Source organism: Amycolatopsis sp. NBRC 101858 (genome assembly GCF_030269325.1).
GTDB lineage: Bacteria > Actinomycetota > Actinomycetes > Mycobacteriales > Pseudonocardiaceae > Amycolatopsis > Amycolatopsis ponsaeliensis.
In genome coordinates this window covers 52,066-66,446 of record NZ_BSTD01000010.1, presented here as the reverse complement: position 1 = coordinate 66,446, position 14,381 = coordinate 52,066, and the positions used below count along the sequence as shown (strand labels likewise).

Annotated in this window: 14 protein-coding genes; 7 read left to right on the top strand and 7 right to left on the bottom strand. The window is 73.3% G+C overall.

The features are described 5' to 3' along the window. Nucleotides 1-2: 2 nt before the first annotated feature. On the top strand, nucleotides 3-1,376 hold the full coding sequence (locus QSK39_RS52490; RefSeq protein WP_285485366.1) for an NDP-hexose 2,3-dehydratase family protein: 1,374 nt from the start codon (nucleotides 3-5) through the stop codon (nucleotides 1,374-1,376). A gap of 13 nt (nucleotides 1,377-1,389) precedes the next feature. Next, nucleotides 1,390-2,148: an NAD-dependent epimerase/dehydratase family protein gene (locus QSK39_RS52485; protein ID WP_285485365.1), complete on the top strand. Its 759-nt coding sequence runs from the start codon at nucleotides 1,390-1,392 to the stop codon at nucleotides 2,146-2,148. Nucleotides 2,149-2,483: 335 nt separating this feature from the next. Here the strand turns inward: QSK39_RS52485 and QSK39_RS52480 are convergent, their stop codons facing one another. Then, the gene (locus QSK39_RS52480) at nucleotides 2,484-3,611 is read right to left on the bottom strand and encodes a nucleotide disphospho-sugar-binding domain-containing protein (protein ID WP_285485364.1); all 1,128 of its coding nucleotides are present in this window, start codon (nucleotides 3,609-3,611) and stop codon (nucleotides 2,484-2,486) included. Between the two features lie 252 nt (nucleotides 3,612-3,863). Between QSK39_RS52480 and QSK39_RS52475 the strand changes: the two genes are divergently transcribed. From QSK39_RS52475 to QSK39_RS52465, 3 genes are read left to right on the top strand one after another with little or no spacing between them, the layout of a single operon-like run. Then, nucleotides 3,864-4,628, top strand: a complete 765-nt coding sequence (locus QSK39_RS52475; RefSeq protein WP_285485363.1) for an SDR family NAD(P)-dependent oxidoreductase — start codon at nucleotides 3,864-3,866, stop codon at nucleotides 4,626-4,628. Next, the gene (locus QSK39_RS52470) at nucleotides 4,615-6,195 is read left to right on the top strand and encodes a class I adenylate-forming enzyme family protein (protein ID WP_285485362.1); all 1,581 of its coding nucleotides are present in this window, start codon (nucleotides 4,615-4,617) and stop codon (nucleotides 6,193-6,195) included. The genes QSK39_RS52475 and QSK39_RS52470 overlap by 14 nt, the downstream gene beginning before the upstream one ends. Nucleotides 6,196-6,220: 25 nt before the next feature. After that, on the top strand, nucleotides 6,221-6,433 hold the full coding sequence (locus QSK39_RS52465; protein WP_285485361.1) for an MbtH family protein: 213 nt from the start codon (nucleotides 6,221-6,223) through the stop codon (nucleotides 6,431-6,433). 228 nt (nucleotides 6,434-6,661) lie between these two features. On the opposite strand, the gene QSK39_RS52460 is transcribed toward QSK39_RS52465, so the two are convergent. The 3 genes from QSK39_RS52460 to QSK39_RS52450 form a co-directional block, all read right to left on the bottom strand. Next, on the bottom strand, nucleotides 6,662-7,891 hold the full coding sequence (locus tag QSK39_RS52460) for a cytochrome P450 (RefSeq protein ID WP_285485360.1): 1,230 nt from the start codon (nucleotides 7,889-7,891) through the stop codon (nucleotides 6,662-6,664). Between the two features lie 90 nt (nucleotides 7,892-7,981). Further along, entirely contained in the window at nucleotides 7,982-8,449 is a 468-nt protein-coding gene (locus QSK39_RS52455) for a MarR family winged helix-turn-helix transcriptional regulator (RefSeq protein WP_285485359.1), read from the bottom strand. 180 nt (nucleotides 8,450-8,629) lie between these two features. Further along, nucleotides 8,630-10,006 (bottom strand): MFS transporter, encoded by a 1,377-nt coding sequence (locus tag QSK39_RS52450; protein ID WP_285485358.1) that lies wholly within the window; start codon nucleotides 10,004-10,006, stop codon nucleotides 8,630-8,632. A 75-nt stretch (nucleotides 10,007-10,081) separates the two neighbouring features. Here QSK39_RS52450 and QSK39_RS52445 point away from each other — a divergent pair, with 75 nt between their 5' ends. Together QSK39_RS52445 and QSK39_RS52440 are read left to right on the top strand one after the other, a co-directional pair. After that, nucleotides 10,082-10,411: a MarR family winged helix-turn-helix transcriptional regulator gene (locus QSK39_RS52445; protein WP_285485357.1), complete on the top strand. Its 330-nt coding sequence runs from the start codon at nucleotides 10,082-10,084 to the stop codon at nucleotides 10,409-10,411. After that, nucleotides 10,345-10,572 (top strand): hypothetical protein, encoded by a 228-nt coding sequence (locus QSK39_RS52440; RefSeq protein ID WP_285485356.1) that lies wholly within the window; start codon nucleotides 10,345-10,347, stop codon nucleotides 10,570-10,572. Before QSK39_RS52445 ends, QSK39_RS52440 begins: the two co-directional genes overlap by 67 nt. Here QSK39_RS52440 and QSK39_RS52435 read toward each other — a convergent pair. The 3 genes from QSK39_RS52435 to QSK39_RS52425 form a co-directional block, all read right to left on the bottom strand. Beyond that, entirely contained in the window at nucleotides 10,548-11,315 is a 768-nt protein-coding gene (locus QSK39_RS52435) for an SDR family oxidoreductase (RefSeq protein ID WP_285485355.1), read from the bottom strand. The two genes, QSK39_RS52440 and QSK39_RS52435, sit on opposite strands and share 25 nt — an antisense overlap. Before the next feature lie 73 nt (nucleotides 11,316-11,388). Further along, complete coding sequence (locus QSK39_RS52430; protein ID WP_285485354.1) at nucleotides 11,389-12,612, bottom strand: cytochrome P450; 1,224 nt, start codon at nucleotides 12,610-12,612, stop codon at nucleotides 11,389-11,391. Next, the gene (locus QSK39_RS52425; protein WP_285485353.1) at nucleotides 12,609-14,369 is read right to left on the bottom strand and encodes an amino acid adenylation domain-containing protein; all 1,761 of its coding nucleotides are present in this window, start codon (nucleotides 14,367-14,369) and stop codon (nucleotides 12,609-12,611) included. Before QSK39_RS52425 ends, QSK39_RS52430 begins: the two co-directional genes overlap by 4 nt. Nucleotides 14,370-14,381: the final 12 nt, after the last annotated feature.

The window sequence follows — 14,381 nt, the reverse complement described above, 5'->3', positions numbered from 1 at the left end:
GAATGCCGACGGCCACGTCCACCGGGCTGCTGCGCCACACCGACGCCGCGCTGCCCCGGCGCATCGCCGAGTCCGCCGCGACGGTCGACGGGGTGCTGACCCACCGGGAAGTGCTGGCGTGGCTGGAAAGCCGGCGGCCGCACCACGTCCAGGAGGTGCGGCGGATCCCCTTCGCCGAGCTGGGCAGCTGGGGTTTCGACCCCGGCACCGGCGACCTCGCGCACGCCAGCGGCCGGTTCTTCTCGGTCGGGGGCCTGCGGGTGCGCAGCGACTTCGGGCCGGTGCGCGAGTGGTCCCAGCCCATCATCCACCAGCCCGAGATCGGCATCCTGGGCATCGCCGTCCGCGAGATCGGCGGCGTGCTCCACTGCCTGATGCAGGCCAAGGCGGAGCCGGGCAACCCGAACGGGCTGCAGCTCGCGCCGACGGTCCAGGCGACCCGCAGCAACTACACCCGGGTGCACGGCGGCCGGGTCGTGCCCCACCTGGACCACTTCGCCGAGGCCGACCCCCGGCAGGTCATCGCCGACGTCCTGCAGTCCGAGCAGGGCGCCTGGTTCTACCGCAAGCGCAACCGGAACATGGTCGTGGAGGTCGGTCCCGAGGTCGAGTCCGGTGACGACTTCCAGTGGCTCACCCTCGGGCAGCTGCACCGCCTGCTGCTGCTGGACAACGTGGTCAACATGGACGCCCGGACGGTGCTGTCCTGCCTGCCGGCCGCGGCCGACACCGCGGGCGGCCTGCACACGACGGCGGAAGTGCTCAGCTGGATCACCCGGATGCACACCGAGCACGAGCTGGCCACCGAACCGGTGCCGCTGCGCGAGATCGAGCGCTGGCACCGGACGGACGACGCCATCGCCCACGAGTCGGGCCGGTTCTTCAGCGTCGTGGCCGTGGACGTGCGGGCCGGCTGCCGGGAGGTCGACTCCTGGCAGCAGCCGTTGCTCGAACCGCACGGGACCGGCGTCGTCGCGCTGCTGGTCAAGCGGTTCGACGGGGTGGTGCACGCCCTGATCAACGCCCGGGTCGAGCCCGGTTACCTCGACGTCGTCGAGCTGGCGCCCACGGTGCAGTGCGTGCCGGAGAACTACCGGCACCTGCCGCCCGGAAGCCGGCCGCCGTACGTGGATCTGGTGCGCGCCCGGCGGCCGGAGCGGACCTGGTTCGACGTCGAGCTTTCCGAGGAGGGCGGCCGGTTCTACGACGCCCGGAGCCGGTACGTGATCCTCGAGGTCGACGACGGTTTCTCCGTCCGGCCGGACGGGCAGTTCCAGTGGCTGACGCTGAGCCAGCTGACCGTGCTGCTGCAGCACCGCCACTACCTCAACGTCCAGGCCCGGACGCTGGTCGCGGCGCTGCGGGCGCTGACGTGAGCACCCGGCCGCGATGCAGGTGATCGGCGGCGGTTTCCTGGCGACCCACCTGCGCGCGCACTTCGGCGACCGGCACCCGGGCGTCACGGCGATCGCGGCCGGCGTGTCGAGCACGATCGTGGACTCGGCGGCCGAGTTCGACCGCGAAGCCGGGCTGCTGCACCGCGTCGCGCTCGAGTGCCGGGACCGCGGCCGGCTGGTGGTGTTCTTCTCGACGGCGTCGCCGGTGCTGTACGGGACGCCGTCCCCGGGCACCGAGACCGGGCCGGTGTTCCCCACTTCGGCGTACGGCCGTCACAAGCTGGCGCTGGAAACGGTGCTGGCGGCCAGCGGCGCCGGCTGGCTGACCCTGCGGCTGAGCAACCTCGTCGGCGCGGGCCAGCGCGAGCACCAGCTGCTGCCGGCGTTGGTCGCCCAGGTCCGGTCCGGTTCGGTGCTCGTGCGCCGCGGCGTCTCGCGGGACCTGGTGGACGTCCGCCACGCCCTCGCCGCGCTGGACGGCCTGCTGGGTGCCGGGGTGCGCGACACGGTGGTGAACGTGGCGTCCGGGGTACCGGCGCCGGTCGAGCGCATCATCGACGGCATCGCGACCCGGCTCGGCACCACGGTCGAGAAGCGGGTGGTGCACCGGCCGGCGAGCACCCCGGTGGTCAGCCTGGACCGCCTGCGGCGGCTGGTGCCCGCCGTGGAGGGGTTCGGCTTCGGGCCGGGCTATCTGTCCACTTTGCTCGATCGGTACGTGCCGGCCGGCGAGCCCGCGCTGCCCCGGTGAAACGGCGCTGCCGGGCGGCGTTCGCTCGTCCGGCCGACGAACCCGCGCTCCCCCGGTGAAACAGCGCTACCGGACAGCGCTCGCTCGCCCGGCCGACGAACCCCCGCTCCCCCGGTGAAACGGCCCGGCCTCGCCGGTGGCGCGATCGGGTCCGGCCGAATCGGGACGGCGCCGCTGTTCCGCACTTGCGCGCCGGGTGGACCGGTCGCGGTCGCTCGCGGCCGGGCTCCACAGGGGACCGGCCGCGACATCGCCGCCGCTTCCCCTCATTGCCGGCCAGGCCGGTCACCGCGAGCGGCGGTGCGACGCCCGGCAGCCGGGCATCGCACCCGGGTTCACGTCGTCCGCGTCGTCGCGGGCTCGGCCAGCTGGGCGGCCACCTCGGCCGGGCTGGGCCGGAGCGCGTTCTCCGCCGCCAGCAGCTGGGAAATCTCCCTGAGCGCCGCCGAGCCGGTGACCGCGGCGGCGGCCGCGGCGATCTCCGCCGGGTCCTCCGTGGTCCGGGCCAGGCTGAGGGCCGCGCCGACCTCGGTGATGCGGCCGGCGTTGCGGAACTGGTCGCCGAAGTGCGGGACGATCAGCTGGGGCACGCCGCACGTCGCCGCCGTCAGCGAGCTGCCCATGCCGCCGTGGTGCACGATCGCCGTGCACGTCGGCAGCAGGACGGCCAGCGGCACCCAGCCCGCCCGCACGCCGTCGGGCAGGTCGCCGAGCACCGGGCGGTCCTTCGGGTCGATGGCGATGACCACCTCGTGGCCGAGCCCGAGGAACTCCTCCAGCAGCCGCCGCCACAGCGGGGCGACCTCCGGTTCCCGCCGGGGCAGCATGGTCCCCATCGTCAGGCACACGCGCGACCCGCCGCCGGTCAGCCAGGCGGGTGCGTCGGCCGGCCGGTGGAACGGGACGTACCGCATCGGGGTCACCGGCACCTCCGCCGGGAACTGCAGGCCGCCCGGGCAGATGTCGAGCGTGCGCACGGGCTCGGCCAGCGGCGGCAGCCCGGCGTCCGCCAGCGACGCGGTCGCGGCGGCCAGGATGCCTTCCGGCGGGAACAGCCCCCAGTGGTGCCGCACCCACGGCACGCCGGCTTCCGTCGCGGCGACCGGGCCGGCCAGCTCCATGGGCTCGGAGACCACCAGGTCCGGGTGCCACTCCGCCACCAGCCGCCGCACGGCCGGCAGCGCCCGCACGGCCGCTTCGCCGCACCGCCGTCCGCTGCCCTCGGCCGCCCGTCGCGGGTCGAACCGGCCGAAGGGGATGCCCGTGGGCGGTTTCAGCAGCGTGGACACGTCACTCGGGGGCAGCACGGCGGTGGCCGGCAGGCCCATCTCCCGCACGGCCGGGGCGAACCCGTCGTCACTCGCGACGAGCACGGAGTGCCCGGCCTCCCGCAACGCCTGGGCCAGCGGCACCATCGGGAACAGGTGACCGACGCCGGACAGGGTGGTGAACAGTACTCGCAACGAAGGACTCCTCTGGTCGGCGCGGCCGTTATTCGCACACCACTTTCCCCAGGATGCGGACCACCGGACTTTCCCGGCCACTGAATCGGGGCATCTGCCGGAAAACTGCCGGTCGGCCCTTTCTTCTTTCCACCGGAACCGCATGGTCCGATTCGCGGGGCATTGCTTAGCTTGGGCCGGAAAGCACGGTTCGGCATTCGAACGAGCAGGAAGAATCGCCATGCGACGCACCACGCAGCAGCCGGGCGCCCGGTGACCCGGGTCGCCGTCATCGCCGGCGCGAACGACGACGTCGGCCCGGCGGCCGCGGTCCGGCTCGCCCGCGGCGGGTTCGACGTCGCGCTGGTCGACACCGACCTCACGGGCTTCGAAGAGACCGCGCGGCAGATCGCGCGGGCCGGACGGCAGTGCGTCGCGCTCGAAGCCGACTGCGCCGACAGCACGTCGTTCGAGAGCGCGATCCGCACGGTCGGGTCCGAGCTCGGCGGCCCGGCCGTGCTCGTCGCCGGCGTCCCGCTGGGTGTCCCGGCCGAGCGGTCGCCGTCGCTCGAGCACCACATCGGCACGGTCCGGCGCCGGCTGCGCTCGCTGTTCGTCTGCTGCCGCGCCACCACCGCGCCCATGGCGCGCCGGAAGTGGGGCCGGGTCATCACCGTCGGCCTGGCCACCGGCACCGGGGACGACGAGTGGCGCGACGCGCAGACCGTGCTGTCCGGCCTGATCGGCTTCACCCGGACCCTCGCGGTCGAGCTGGCCGCGTTCGGCATCACCGCGAACTACATCGCGCCGCTGGCCTGCGCCGCGAACCCCCGCCCGCGCCTGCGCCCGGCCGGCGACGGCGCCGAGCCCTACTCCGCGGGCGTCGCGCACGTGGCGGAGTTCCTGGTCGACGACCGGGCGAGCGCGATCACCGGGCAGGGCACCTACGTCGCGGGCTGGTCGCGCCCGCCCCGCGGCCTCGACCGGCAGCAGCTCCAGACCTCCAACGGGAAGTGGGACAGCCATGTCAGCCACTGAGCCGGCCGCGCCCGGGCACTACGTCGCGCGCATCCTCGCCGAACTGTCCGGGGACGGCTACCGGCCGGTCCTCCGCTGGCGCGACGAGACGTTCACCGCCGCCGAAGTGCGCTACGCGGTGCTGCGGGTCGCGTCGGCGCTGCACGAGGCCGGCGCCGGAGCCGGCGACACGGTGGCGATCCTGACCGCGGTGAACAGCCCGTGGATGCTGGTAGCGCGGTACGCCGCGCACCTGCTCGGCGCCGTCGTCGTGCACATCAGCGGCGCCAACCACGGGACGGTGACGCACGAGCTCTCGGTCGCGGCCCGGGCGCGCATGATCCGCGAGACCGGCGCGTCGTTCGTGGTGTTCGACGACGCGAACGCGAGCCGGGTCGCGAAGATCACCGCGCTGCTGCCGGAAAAGCCGCACCTGTGCGGGGTGGGCCGGCCGATCCGCGACACGGTGACCGTGGACGGCCGGCCGCTCGGCCACCTCCGGATGGAGTTCGAGCCCCGGGCGCCCGGGTGCTCCACGGTGATCTACACCAGCGGCAGCACGGGCCGCCCCAAGGGCGTGCACAAGACCTGGGCCGCGTGGAACGACCTCGTGCTGGCCGGCGCGGACGAACCGAAGCACTTCCTGGTGGTGAGTGCGGCCAGCCACACCGGCGGCGTCCTGGCCGACGTGGCGATCGCCTCCGGCGGCAGCGTGCTGCTGCGCGAACGGTTCGAGCCGGAACCGTTCCTGCGGGACATCGCGAAGCACCGGATCACGGACACGTTCATCGGCGTGCCGCTCCTCTACGAGCTGGCGGGCCACCCCGCCGCGCGCACGGCGGACCTGTCGTCGTTGCGAGGACTGCTTTACGGAGGCTGCCCGGCGTCGCCGGAGCGCATCGAGCAGGCCCTCGCGGTGTTCCCGGGAGTCCTGCACTTCGCTTACGGGACAACGGAAGCCGGCCCGATCGCCATGCTGCCCGCCGACGGCCACGGCGATCCCGCGCTGCGCACGACCGTCGGCCGGCCGCGGCCCGACATCGCCGTGGTCATCCGGGATCCGGAGACCGGCCGGGAAGTCGGGGTCGGCGAGGTCGGCGAAGTGACGGTGCGCAGCCCGTACGGCATGCGCGGCTACGCGGCCGACCCGGAGCTGACGGCGGCGGTGCTGCGCGACGGCTGGGTGCGCACCGGCGACTACGGCAGTTTCGACGCCGCCGGCTACCTGCGGCTGTTCGGCCGGATGAACGACGTGGTCAAGGTGCACGACACGAAGATCGCGCCGACGGAGGTCGAAAAGGTGCTCGTGGGCCACCCCGGCGTCGTCGACGCGTGCGTGTACGGCCACCGCCGCGCGGACCTCGTGGAGGAGCTGCACGCCGGCGTGGTGCTGGCCGAGGACAGCCCTCTGAGCTTCGCCGAGCTGCGGGACCACGTGTCCCGGCACATGACGCCGACGCACGCGCCGGTCAGGTTCGTGCGCTGGCCGCGGTTTCCGGTCAGCACGGCGGGAAAGGTCGACCGCGTCGCGGTCCGCCGCGCCAACGCCCTCGCCCCGGTGGCGGACGAGGGCCTGGTCGGTGCTTAGAACTTCTTCGGGTGGAGGGATTTTCGTGGGAACCAACCCGTTCGAGGACCAGGACGGTCGTTACCTGGTCCTGGTCAACGCCGCGAGCGAGCACGCGCTGTGGCCGGGGTTCGCCGAAGTGCCGGCCGGCTGGCGAATCGCGACCGGGCCCGCCGACCGGCAGTCCGCGCTCGAGTACGTCGAGCGGACCTGGACCGGCCTGCGGGCCCGGCGGCCGATCCACGCCGGGGAGGTGTAGCCCGCCTCGGACCGCGGCGCCCGGGCACGGCTCGCGCCGGGCGCCGCGGAGGCGAAGACCACTCACGCCGCACGGCCGGGCCCGGCCGGACACGACTCGCGGCCACTCACGCCGCACGGCCGGGCCCGGCTTGCGGCCAGGCCGCCGATTCGCCGCGAGCACGGCGCAACCCGCGCAAGCCGCGCGACCCGCAAACCGCGCCTCGGCACCGCGAAAACGAAGCCTCGCTCAGGCCGTGCGAACCGGCACGGCCCGCAGTCCCCTGATCTCGCCGATGGCCCGCCACCGCAGGTCCTCCGGGGCGCAACCCAGCTCCAGCACCGGAAAGCGGTCGAGCAGCAGCCGCAGGAACACCGCCAGCTCCACGCGGGCGAGGTGGCTGCCGAGGCAGCGGTGGATACCTCGGCTGTACGCGAGCTGCCCCTGGTCCGCGCGGGTGATGTCGAACCGGTCGGGGTCGGGGAAGCGGGCGGGGTCGCGGTTCGCCGCCGTGAGCGAGGAGATCACCGCGTCACCGCGCTGGATCGCGACCTCTCCGTAGGCCAGGTCCTCCGCCGCGAAAGCCAGCACCGACGTGAACGGCGCCTCGATGCGGCCGAACTCCTCCACCGCCGACGCGATGTGCCCGCGGTCTGCGCGGAGCAGGGCGAGCTGGTCCGGGTGCGTCAGCAGAGCCGCCATCCCGGTGCCGATCATGTTGCCCGTGGTCACGTAGCCGGCCACGACGATGTTGACCAGCAACGAAACCACCTCGTACCCGGCCACCTCGTCCGACGCCGGCACGGCCGCGGCCAGGGCGCTCGTCAGGTCCGGACCCGGCTGCCGGCGCTTCTCGGCGATCAGCGCGAGCAGGTAGTCGCGCAGTGAATGCAGCGCGACGCGGTGGGCCATGAAGCTGTCCTCGTCGGTGTCCTCCGCGAGCAGGCCGGCGGTGATCCGGGTCAGCTCGACGTCGGCGCCCGGCGGCGCGCCGAGCATGTCGCCGATCACCGCCAGTGGCAGGCGGTAGGCGATCCGCGGGATGACGTCCCACTCCGGTGTCTCGGCGAGCTCGTCGACCAGGGGCGCGACCACCGTCTCGATCCGGTCGGCGATCGCGTCGATCCGGTGGGTGGTGAACGCCGGCTGGACGAGCGCGCGCAGCCGCGTGTGCTCCGGCGGGTCGAAGGTGTCCAGGACGCTGGGCGGGACGAAGTCGCGGCCGGCCACCGCCGCGCCGCCGCCCGGGGTTCCCTGCCGGATCGGATCGACCTCTCCCGGCACGTTGCGGACCAGCCGCGGGTCGGCGAGCGCGTCCCGGACGAGCTCGTACTTCGTCAGCAGCCAGGCGTCGAACCCGAACGCCGTCCGGACGCGCGCGACCGGGGATTCGCGGCGGAGCCGGGCCAGTGCCGGATAAGGGTTCTGCAGGAATTCCGGATCGGAAAGATCGGCCGTGATCGTGCTCGAATCAACCATGCCGACATCATGAGCACAAATCATTTCCGCGAGCAACGGGAATAGTGGTTAACGCGAGTTTTCTGCCGGTCGGGAATTGTCGGCGCGTTTTTACCGGTCGGGTTCGGACGACCGGCCGGCGACGTGGTCGCGCAGCCGGCCGAGCACGTCGACCAGCGCGGTGCGTTCGGCGTCGGTGAGGATGCCGAACGTCAGCTCCGCGTGGGCGTCGTGCAGCGCCTTGATCTCGCCCAGGTGCTCGTGGCCCTTCGCGGTGATCTCGAGCCGGATCGACCGCCGGTCACCGGGATCGTCGCACCGCTTGAGCAGCCCTTCCTCCTCCAGACCGTCCACCAGGGACGTGATCGACCGGCCCGTGACGCCCAGCCGGTCCTTCAGCTCGCCCATCCGCGGGGTGCCGGCCTCGTCGACGGCCAGCATCAGCAGCACCCTCGAGGTCGACCAGCCCCGCTGCTGGTACGGCTGCCCGGCGAACCGGCGCAACGCGTGGGTGGTGCGCATCAGCGCATCGGCCAGCTGCGCCCCGGTCGGCGGCCCCTCCGTCTTTTCCCTCGACACGCGCCCAGGCTACACGCAATCCGGATAGACGAAAGTAAAGCTATCCGGGTTGTGACTGGTGCGGCGAAGCCGAGCACAAGCCCGCCTTCCCGCCCTGCCGCAGTTGTCGTGAGTGTTCAGGGCGGTTGGAACCACCCTGAACACTCACGACAACGCAACCACCCACCCGGCTCGCGGCGGTCAGCGCGGTCCGGGCGGCGGCCCACCGGGGCCTCCAAGTCCCCCCGGGCCGCCGGGGCCACCGGGCCCACCCGGACCGCCAGGCCCACCCGGACCGCCGAACGGCCCGCCGGGCCCCCGGGTGCCGTCGTCCGGGGCGCGCTTGATCTTCCGCACCTCGGCCGAGGCCAGCACCATCGCGGTGGTGACGACGATCGCCCCGCTCGCGAACCACAGCGTCCGGCCGAGACCGAACTTGTCGGCCGCCGGACCCGCGCCGGCCGCGCCGAGCGGCGTGAGGCCGAACGAGCACAGCGCCTCGTAGGCGGCGATGCGCGAGAACTTCTCGTGCGGGATCTCCTGCCGCAGCGTGGTCATCCAGTTGACGGTGAAGATTTCCACGCCGAGCCCGCCGAACAGCGACGCCGCGCAGATCACCAGCAGGGGCGCGCCGGCCGCGAACGCCGCCAGCGGCAACGCGAGCAGCACCGCGCCGCAGACGCCGGAGACCAGCAGCCGCTGCGGCCGCAGCTTCACCATCAGCAACCCGCCGAGGATCATGCCGACCGCGTCACACGAAAGAATGAAACCCCAGTCGCTCGCGCCGTTGAGCTGCCGATCCGACGCCACCGCGCCGAGCACCGTGAACGCCCCGACCCCGAGGGCGTTGACGATGCCGAACTGCACGGTCACGGTCCACAGCCACTTGCGGCTGGAGAACTCGGTCCAGCCTTCGCGCAGCTCGGTGATCATGCCTTCCCGCTTGCGCAGCTTCCCCTCCGCCTGCATCGCGAAGGCGAGCAGCGACGTCAGGGCGAACGTGGCCGAGTCGATGGCGAGCACCCAGCCCGGCCCGAAGGCGGACACCAGCACGCCGCCGAGCGCGGCCCCGGCGACCTGGGCGCCGTTGAGGCCGGTTCGGAAGATGGCGAACGCCCTGCTGGCGTTCTCCCGGCCGACGCTGCGCATCAGCAGGCCTTCGGTGGCCGGCATGCGGAAGGCCATCGCGAGCCCGTTGGCGGCCGAGAACGCGACCAGCTCCCAGAGCTTGATCGAATCCAGGAACACCACCAGGGCGAACAGCCCCTGCGCCACGGTGCTGACCAGGTTCGTGGCGACGATGACCAGGTGCCGCGGCAGCCGGTCGGCCACCACCCCGCCGATCACGAAGAACAGCACCGCGGGCACCGTGCCCGCCGCCGACACCAGGCCGACCGCGGTCCCCGAGCCGCCGGTGTCGAGGATCGCGAAGGCCATCGCGACCGGCGCGGCGGACGTGCCCAGTGCCGAGATGATCGCGCCCGTCATCTGCAACTTGTAGTTGCGGCTGAACCACGCTTTCTTCTTCACCGGCGAGACGGTCCCCGGCGGGCCCGTGCTCGTCCCCGTTGCTTCCATGCACGCACTCCTGAAATTAGTTTCAATCCGGACAGAGTTAGTTGCGCTTGTCAGGATTACCGGTACAGTCGGGGGGTGTCAAGCGACAAACCACCGGCGGCCCCGCCGACCGGAGCACAGCTGGGCGACGCGATCATGCGCACCACGCACGCGCTGCGCCGGTTCGCCGGGCAGCCCTACCAGCAGCGGGGCTGGTCCCCGTCCCGGGTGTTGCTGATGCTCGCCGTCGACGAGGCCGGCCGGCCGCGGATGGGCGACCTCAAGGACCGCCTCGGCGTCACCGGCCGCTCCATCACGTCCCTGGTGGACGGGCTGGAGGACGAAGGCCTGCTCGAGCGGTGCCACGATCCCGGCGACCGCCGCTCGACCCGGCTCGAGATCACCGCCAAGGCCACGAGCACCTGAGCGAGATCCAGGCCCTGCACGAAGCGCACGCCGAGCTGACGTTCGGCATCCTCGGCGACGCCGAGCGCGCCGCCCTGCTCGACGTGCTCGACCGGCTGCGCGACCACGTCGCGGGCCGGCTACCCGAACCCGGCGATCACCGGTCGCCGCCCGTCGCGTAGACGGTCTGCCCGGTGACGTAGCCCGACCGCGGGCCGGCGAGGAACGCCACGACACCCGCGATGTCCGCGGCCGAGGCGACCCGGCCGAGCGCGGTCGCCGCGCCCGCCCGGTCGAGGAAGGCCTGCCGGTCGACGTTGAGGCGGTCGGCCAGGTCGTCCACCATCGCCGTCGCGACGAAGCCCGGCGCGACGGCGTTGACGGTGACGCCGAACGGGCCGAGCTCCGCCGCGAGCGCCCGGGTGAAGCCGGTGATGGCCGCCTTCGCCGTCGCGTAGTTCGCCTGGCCCGCGTTGCCGTCGGCGGCGACGGAGCTGAAGTTGACGATGTGCCCGGACCGCCGCCGCTTCATGTGCTCGCCGACGACGCGCGAGCAGCGGATCGTGCCGCCGAGGTTGACGTCGACCGTGGCGTCCCACTCCTCGTCGGTCATGGTGAGCAGCAACCGGTCGCGGGTCACGCCGGCGCAGTTCACCAGGACGTCGACGTGCCCGAACGCGCTCACGGCCCGGCGCACCATGCTCGTCACCTGGTCGGCCGAGGTGACGTCGCAGCCGATGCCCGTGCCGGAACCGCCGAGCGCGGCCACCGTGCCGGCGAGCTCGCCCTCGTCGCGGTCGACGGCGACGACCGCGACGCCCCAGGCCGCGAGCAGTTCCGCGGTCACCGCACCGATCCCGCGCGCCGCGCCGGTGACGACGGCCACCGCCGCGCCGGCGCCGGCGCACTCCGCGAGCTCGCTCATGCGCACCCCTCGCTGACGCTCGGCGCGGCCTGAGCGGCCGGCGCAGTGTTGGATGATTCGCTCGCGAGCTCGCTCATGCGGTGAACTTGACCGGCAGGGAGCTCATCCCGTGCAGGATGCTGGAGTAGATCCACTTCTCGTCGCCGGTCTGCTCCACTTCGGACACCAGCCGGCGCAGCCCGTCGAGCACCGCGCGGACCTCCATCCGCCCCAGGTAGTGCCCGAGGCAGTAGTGCGACCCGTAGGCGAAGGTGAAGTGCTGGTTCGGGGTCCGGGCGAGGTCGAACCGGTCCGGGCCGGCGAACACGGTCTCGTCCCGGTTGGCCGAGGAGATCCACACGCTGACCACGTCCCCGGCCTTGATCTCCCGGCCGCCGACGACGACGTCCGCGGTCGCCGTCCGGCCGCCGTGCAGGGACGGCACCGTCCACCGCAGGGCTTCCTCGGTCGCGGTGGCCAGGTCGACGTCGCCGTTCTTGAGCGCCCGCCACTGGCCGGGGTTCTCGATCAGGGCCAGGATCGTGCCGGTGATCGCGTGCCGGCCGGTTTCGTCGCCGCCGATCATCAGGCCGTAGCAGTTCGCCATCAGCTCGGCCTGGTTGAGCGGCATCCCGTCGATGTGGCAGTTGGCGAGCAGCGTGACCATGTCGTCGCCGGTCGCGCCGCGGCGGGCCTTGGCCAGCCGGCTGAAGTACAGCAGGATCTCGTTCTTGGCGACCCAGCTCTCCTCGGGCGGCTCGTCGGCGTAGTCCGAGCTCCACGCGTGCGCGGTCAGGTCGAGCAGGTACTTGCGGTCGTCTCCGGGGATCTCCAGCAGATCGCAGATCGCCCCGAGCGGGACGTTGGACGAGACGTCGCGCGCGGCGTCGCACTCCCCCTTTTCGAGCGCGTCGCGCAGCAACCCGTCGACGGTCTCCTGCAGGGAATGCCCGATCAGGTCGAGCATCCGCCGGGAGAAGCCCTTCTTCAGCACGCCGCGGACCTTGTCGTGGCGCTCGCCGTCGGTCACCGCGAGCATCGCCCCCGACGCCGAGTCCCCGCCGTGCAGCAGCGTGGCCAGCGCGTTGCCGTTCTCGGTCCCGAAGTGCGCCTTGTCCTGGTACACCTGGTTGACGTCGGCGTACCGGGTGATCACCCAGAACCCGCGCTGCTCGCCGCGCGGCGGCTGCCAGTGGACGGGGTCGTGGGCGCGCAGGTGGCGCCACACCTCGCCCAGTTCGTACTCGGCGTGCAGCGTCGGCGACGCCAGGTCGAGGTCGTCGAGCGCGCCGGGGTCGGCGATCGGCCGGGTCGTCATGCTTCGCTCCGGGCTGCGGCGGCCAGCGCCTCGATGGTCGGGTGGTCGATGACGCTGCGCGGCGAGAGCTCCAGGCCGGCCTCCTGCGCGCGCAGGATCACGTCGATGGCGAGGATGCTGGTCCCGCCGAGCTCGAAGAAGTTGCTGCCGACGTCGATCGGCGCGCCCTCGAACAGCTCGCGGAAGATCGAGAAGATCGCCTTCTCCGCGGAGGTCTCCGGCGGCCGGCCGGCCGGCCGTGGCCGGACCTCCCGCTCGAGGAGCGCGGTCCGGTCGACCTTTCCGTTGGGCGACAACGGCATCTCCGCCAGCGCCGGGTAGGCGGCCGGGACCATGTGGTCGGGCAGGTACCGCAGCGCGTGCGCGCGCAGCTCGTCCGGCGAAGGCGCGCTCCCGCCGGTCGGGACCACGTGCACGACCAGCTGCCGGCCGCCGGCCCCGTCGTCCCGGACCACCGCGGCGGCCTGGGCGACGCCGGGGTGGCGGGTCAGCACGGCCTCGACTTCGCCGAGCTCGATGCGGAACCCGCGGAGCTTGACCTGGTCGTCGACGCGGCCGTGGAACACGAAGGCGCCGTCGGGGCGGCGCGAGGCGAGGTCGCCGGTGCGGTACATCCGGGCGCCCGCCGCCGAAAACGGGTCGGCGACGAACCGTTCGGCGGTCAGCGCGGGCCGGCCGAGGTAGCCCCGCGCCAGCCCGGCGCCGCCGAGGTACAGCTCGCCGATCTCCCCGGCCGGCACCGGCCGCAGCTCGGCGTCGAGGACGTACACCGAGACGCCGGCGATCGGGGTGCCGATGGTCACCGGCTCGCCCGCCGAGAGCGGCGCGGTCATGGTGGCGCACACGGTGGCCTCGGTCGGCCCGTAGGCGTTGAGCAGCCGCAGGTGCGGCGCCCACCGTGCGACGAGGTCCGGCGGGCACGACTCCCCCGCGACGACGAGCGTCCGCAGCTCGGGGAAGTCCTCCGGCGCCAGTGTCGCGACCGCCGCCGGCGGCAGGACCGCGTGCGTGACGCGCCCGTCCAGCAGCGCCGCCTTGAGCACCTCGCCGGCCAGCGTCGGGGCCGACGGGACGACCAGCGCGGCCCCGGCCGTGAACGCGGACAGGAGCTCGGTCAGGAACGCGTCGAAGCTCGGGGACGCGAACTGCAGGACCCGGCTGTCGTCGGTGACCCGCATCGCCGCGACCTTCGCGCTCGCCAGCCCGGCCAGCCCGGCGTGGGTCACCGCGACGCCCTTGGGCCGGCCCGTCGAGCCGGACGTGTAGATGACGTAGGCCAGGTTCGCCGCGGAGACTTCGCCGGTGCGCTCGCCGTCGGTCAGGTCGGTACCGGCGCGCTTCTCCAGCGCTCCGGCCGGGCCCTCGTCGCCGAGGACCACCAGCGGCACCCCGGTTTCGGGGAGGGTCGCGGCGCCGGCGCGCGTCGTGCACACCACCACGGGTGCGGCGTCGGCCAGCATGTGCGCGACCCGCTCGGCCGGGTACGCGAGATCGGCGGGCAGGAAGGCCGCCCCGGCCTTCGCCACGGCCAGCACGCTCGTCACCATCGCCGCGGACCGCGGCAGCGCCAGCGCCACCACGCGTTCGGGCCCGGCACCGTGGTCGGCCAGCAGCCGCGCCAGCCGGTTCGCCCGGGTGTTCACCTCGTCGTAGGAAAGGACTTCGCCGCCGGCGACCAGCGCGGTGCGGTGCCGGTTCCGCCGCACCGCGTGCTCCCACAATTCGTGCAAGGTGCGGTGCACGCCGACGTTCGCCATTTGCCCGACTGC

Bases quoted from the DNA above. Each gene is read 5' to 3' on its own strand.
- QSK39_RS52490 (WP_285485366.1), top strand. From the start codon at position 3: ATGCCGACGGCCACGTCCACCGGGCTGCTGCGCCACACCGACGCCGCG.
- QSK39_RS52470 (WP_285485362.1), top strand. From the start codon at position 4,615: ATGTCAGCCACTGAGCCGGCCGCGCCCGGGCACTACGTCGCGCGCATC.
- QSK39_RS52435 (WP_285485355.1), bottom strand. From the start codon at position 11,315: ATGAGCGAGCTCGCGGAGTGCGCCGGCGCCGGCGCGGCGGTGGCCGTC.
- QSK39_RS52430 (WP_285485354.1), bottom strand. From the start codon at position 12,612: ATGACGACCCGGCCGATCGCCGACCCCGGCGCGCTCGACGACCTCGAC.
- QSK39_RS52460 (WP_285485360.1), bottom strand. From the start codon at position 7,891: ATGGTTGATTCGAGCACGATCACGGCCGATCTTTCCGATCCGGAATTC.
- QSK39_RS52425 (WP_285485353.1), bottom strand. From the start codon at position 14,369: ATGGCGAACGTCGGCGTGCACCGCACCTTGCACGAATTGTGGGAGCAC.
- QSK39_RS52485 (WP_285485365.1), top strand. From the start codon at position 1,390: ATGCAGGTGATCGGCGGCGGTTTCCTGGCGACCCACCTGCGCGCGCAC.
- QSK39_RS52450 (WP_285485358.1), bottom strand. From the start codon at position 10,006: ATGGAAGCAACGGGGACGAGCACGGGCCCGCCGGGGACCGTCTCGCCG.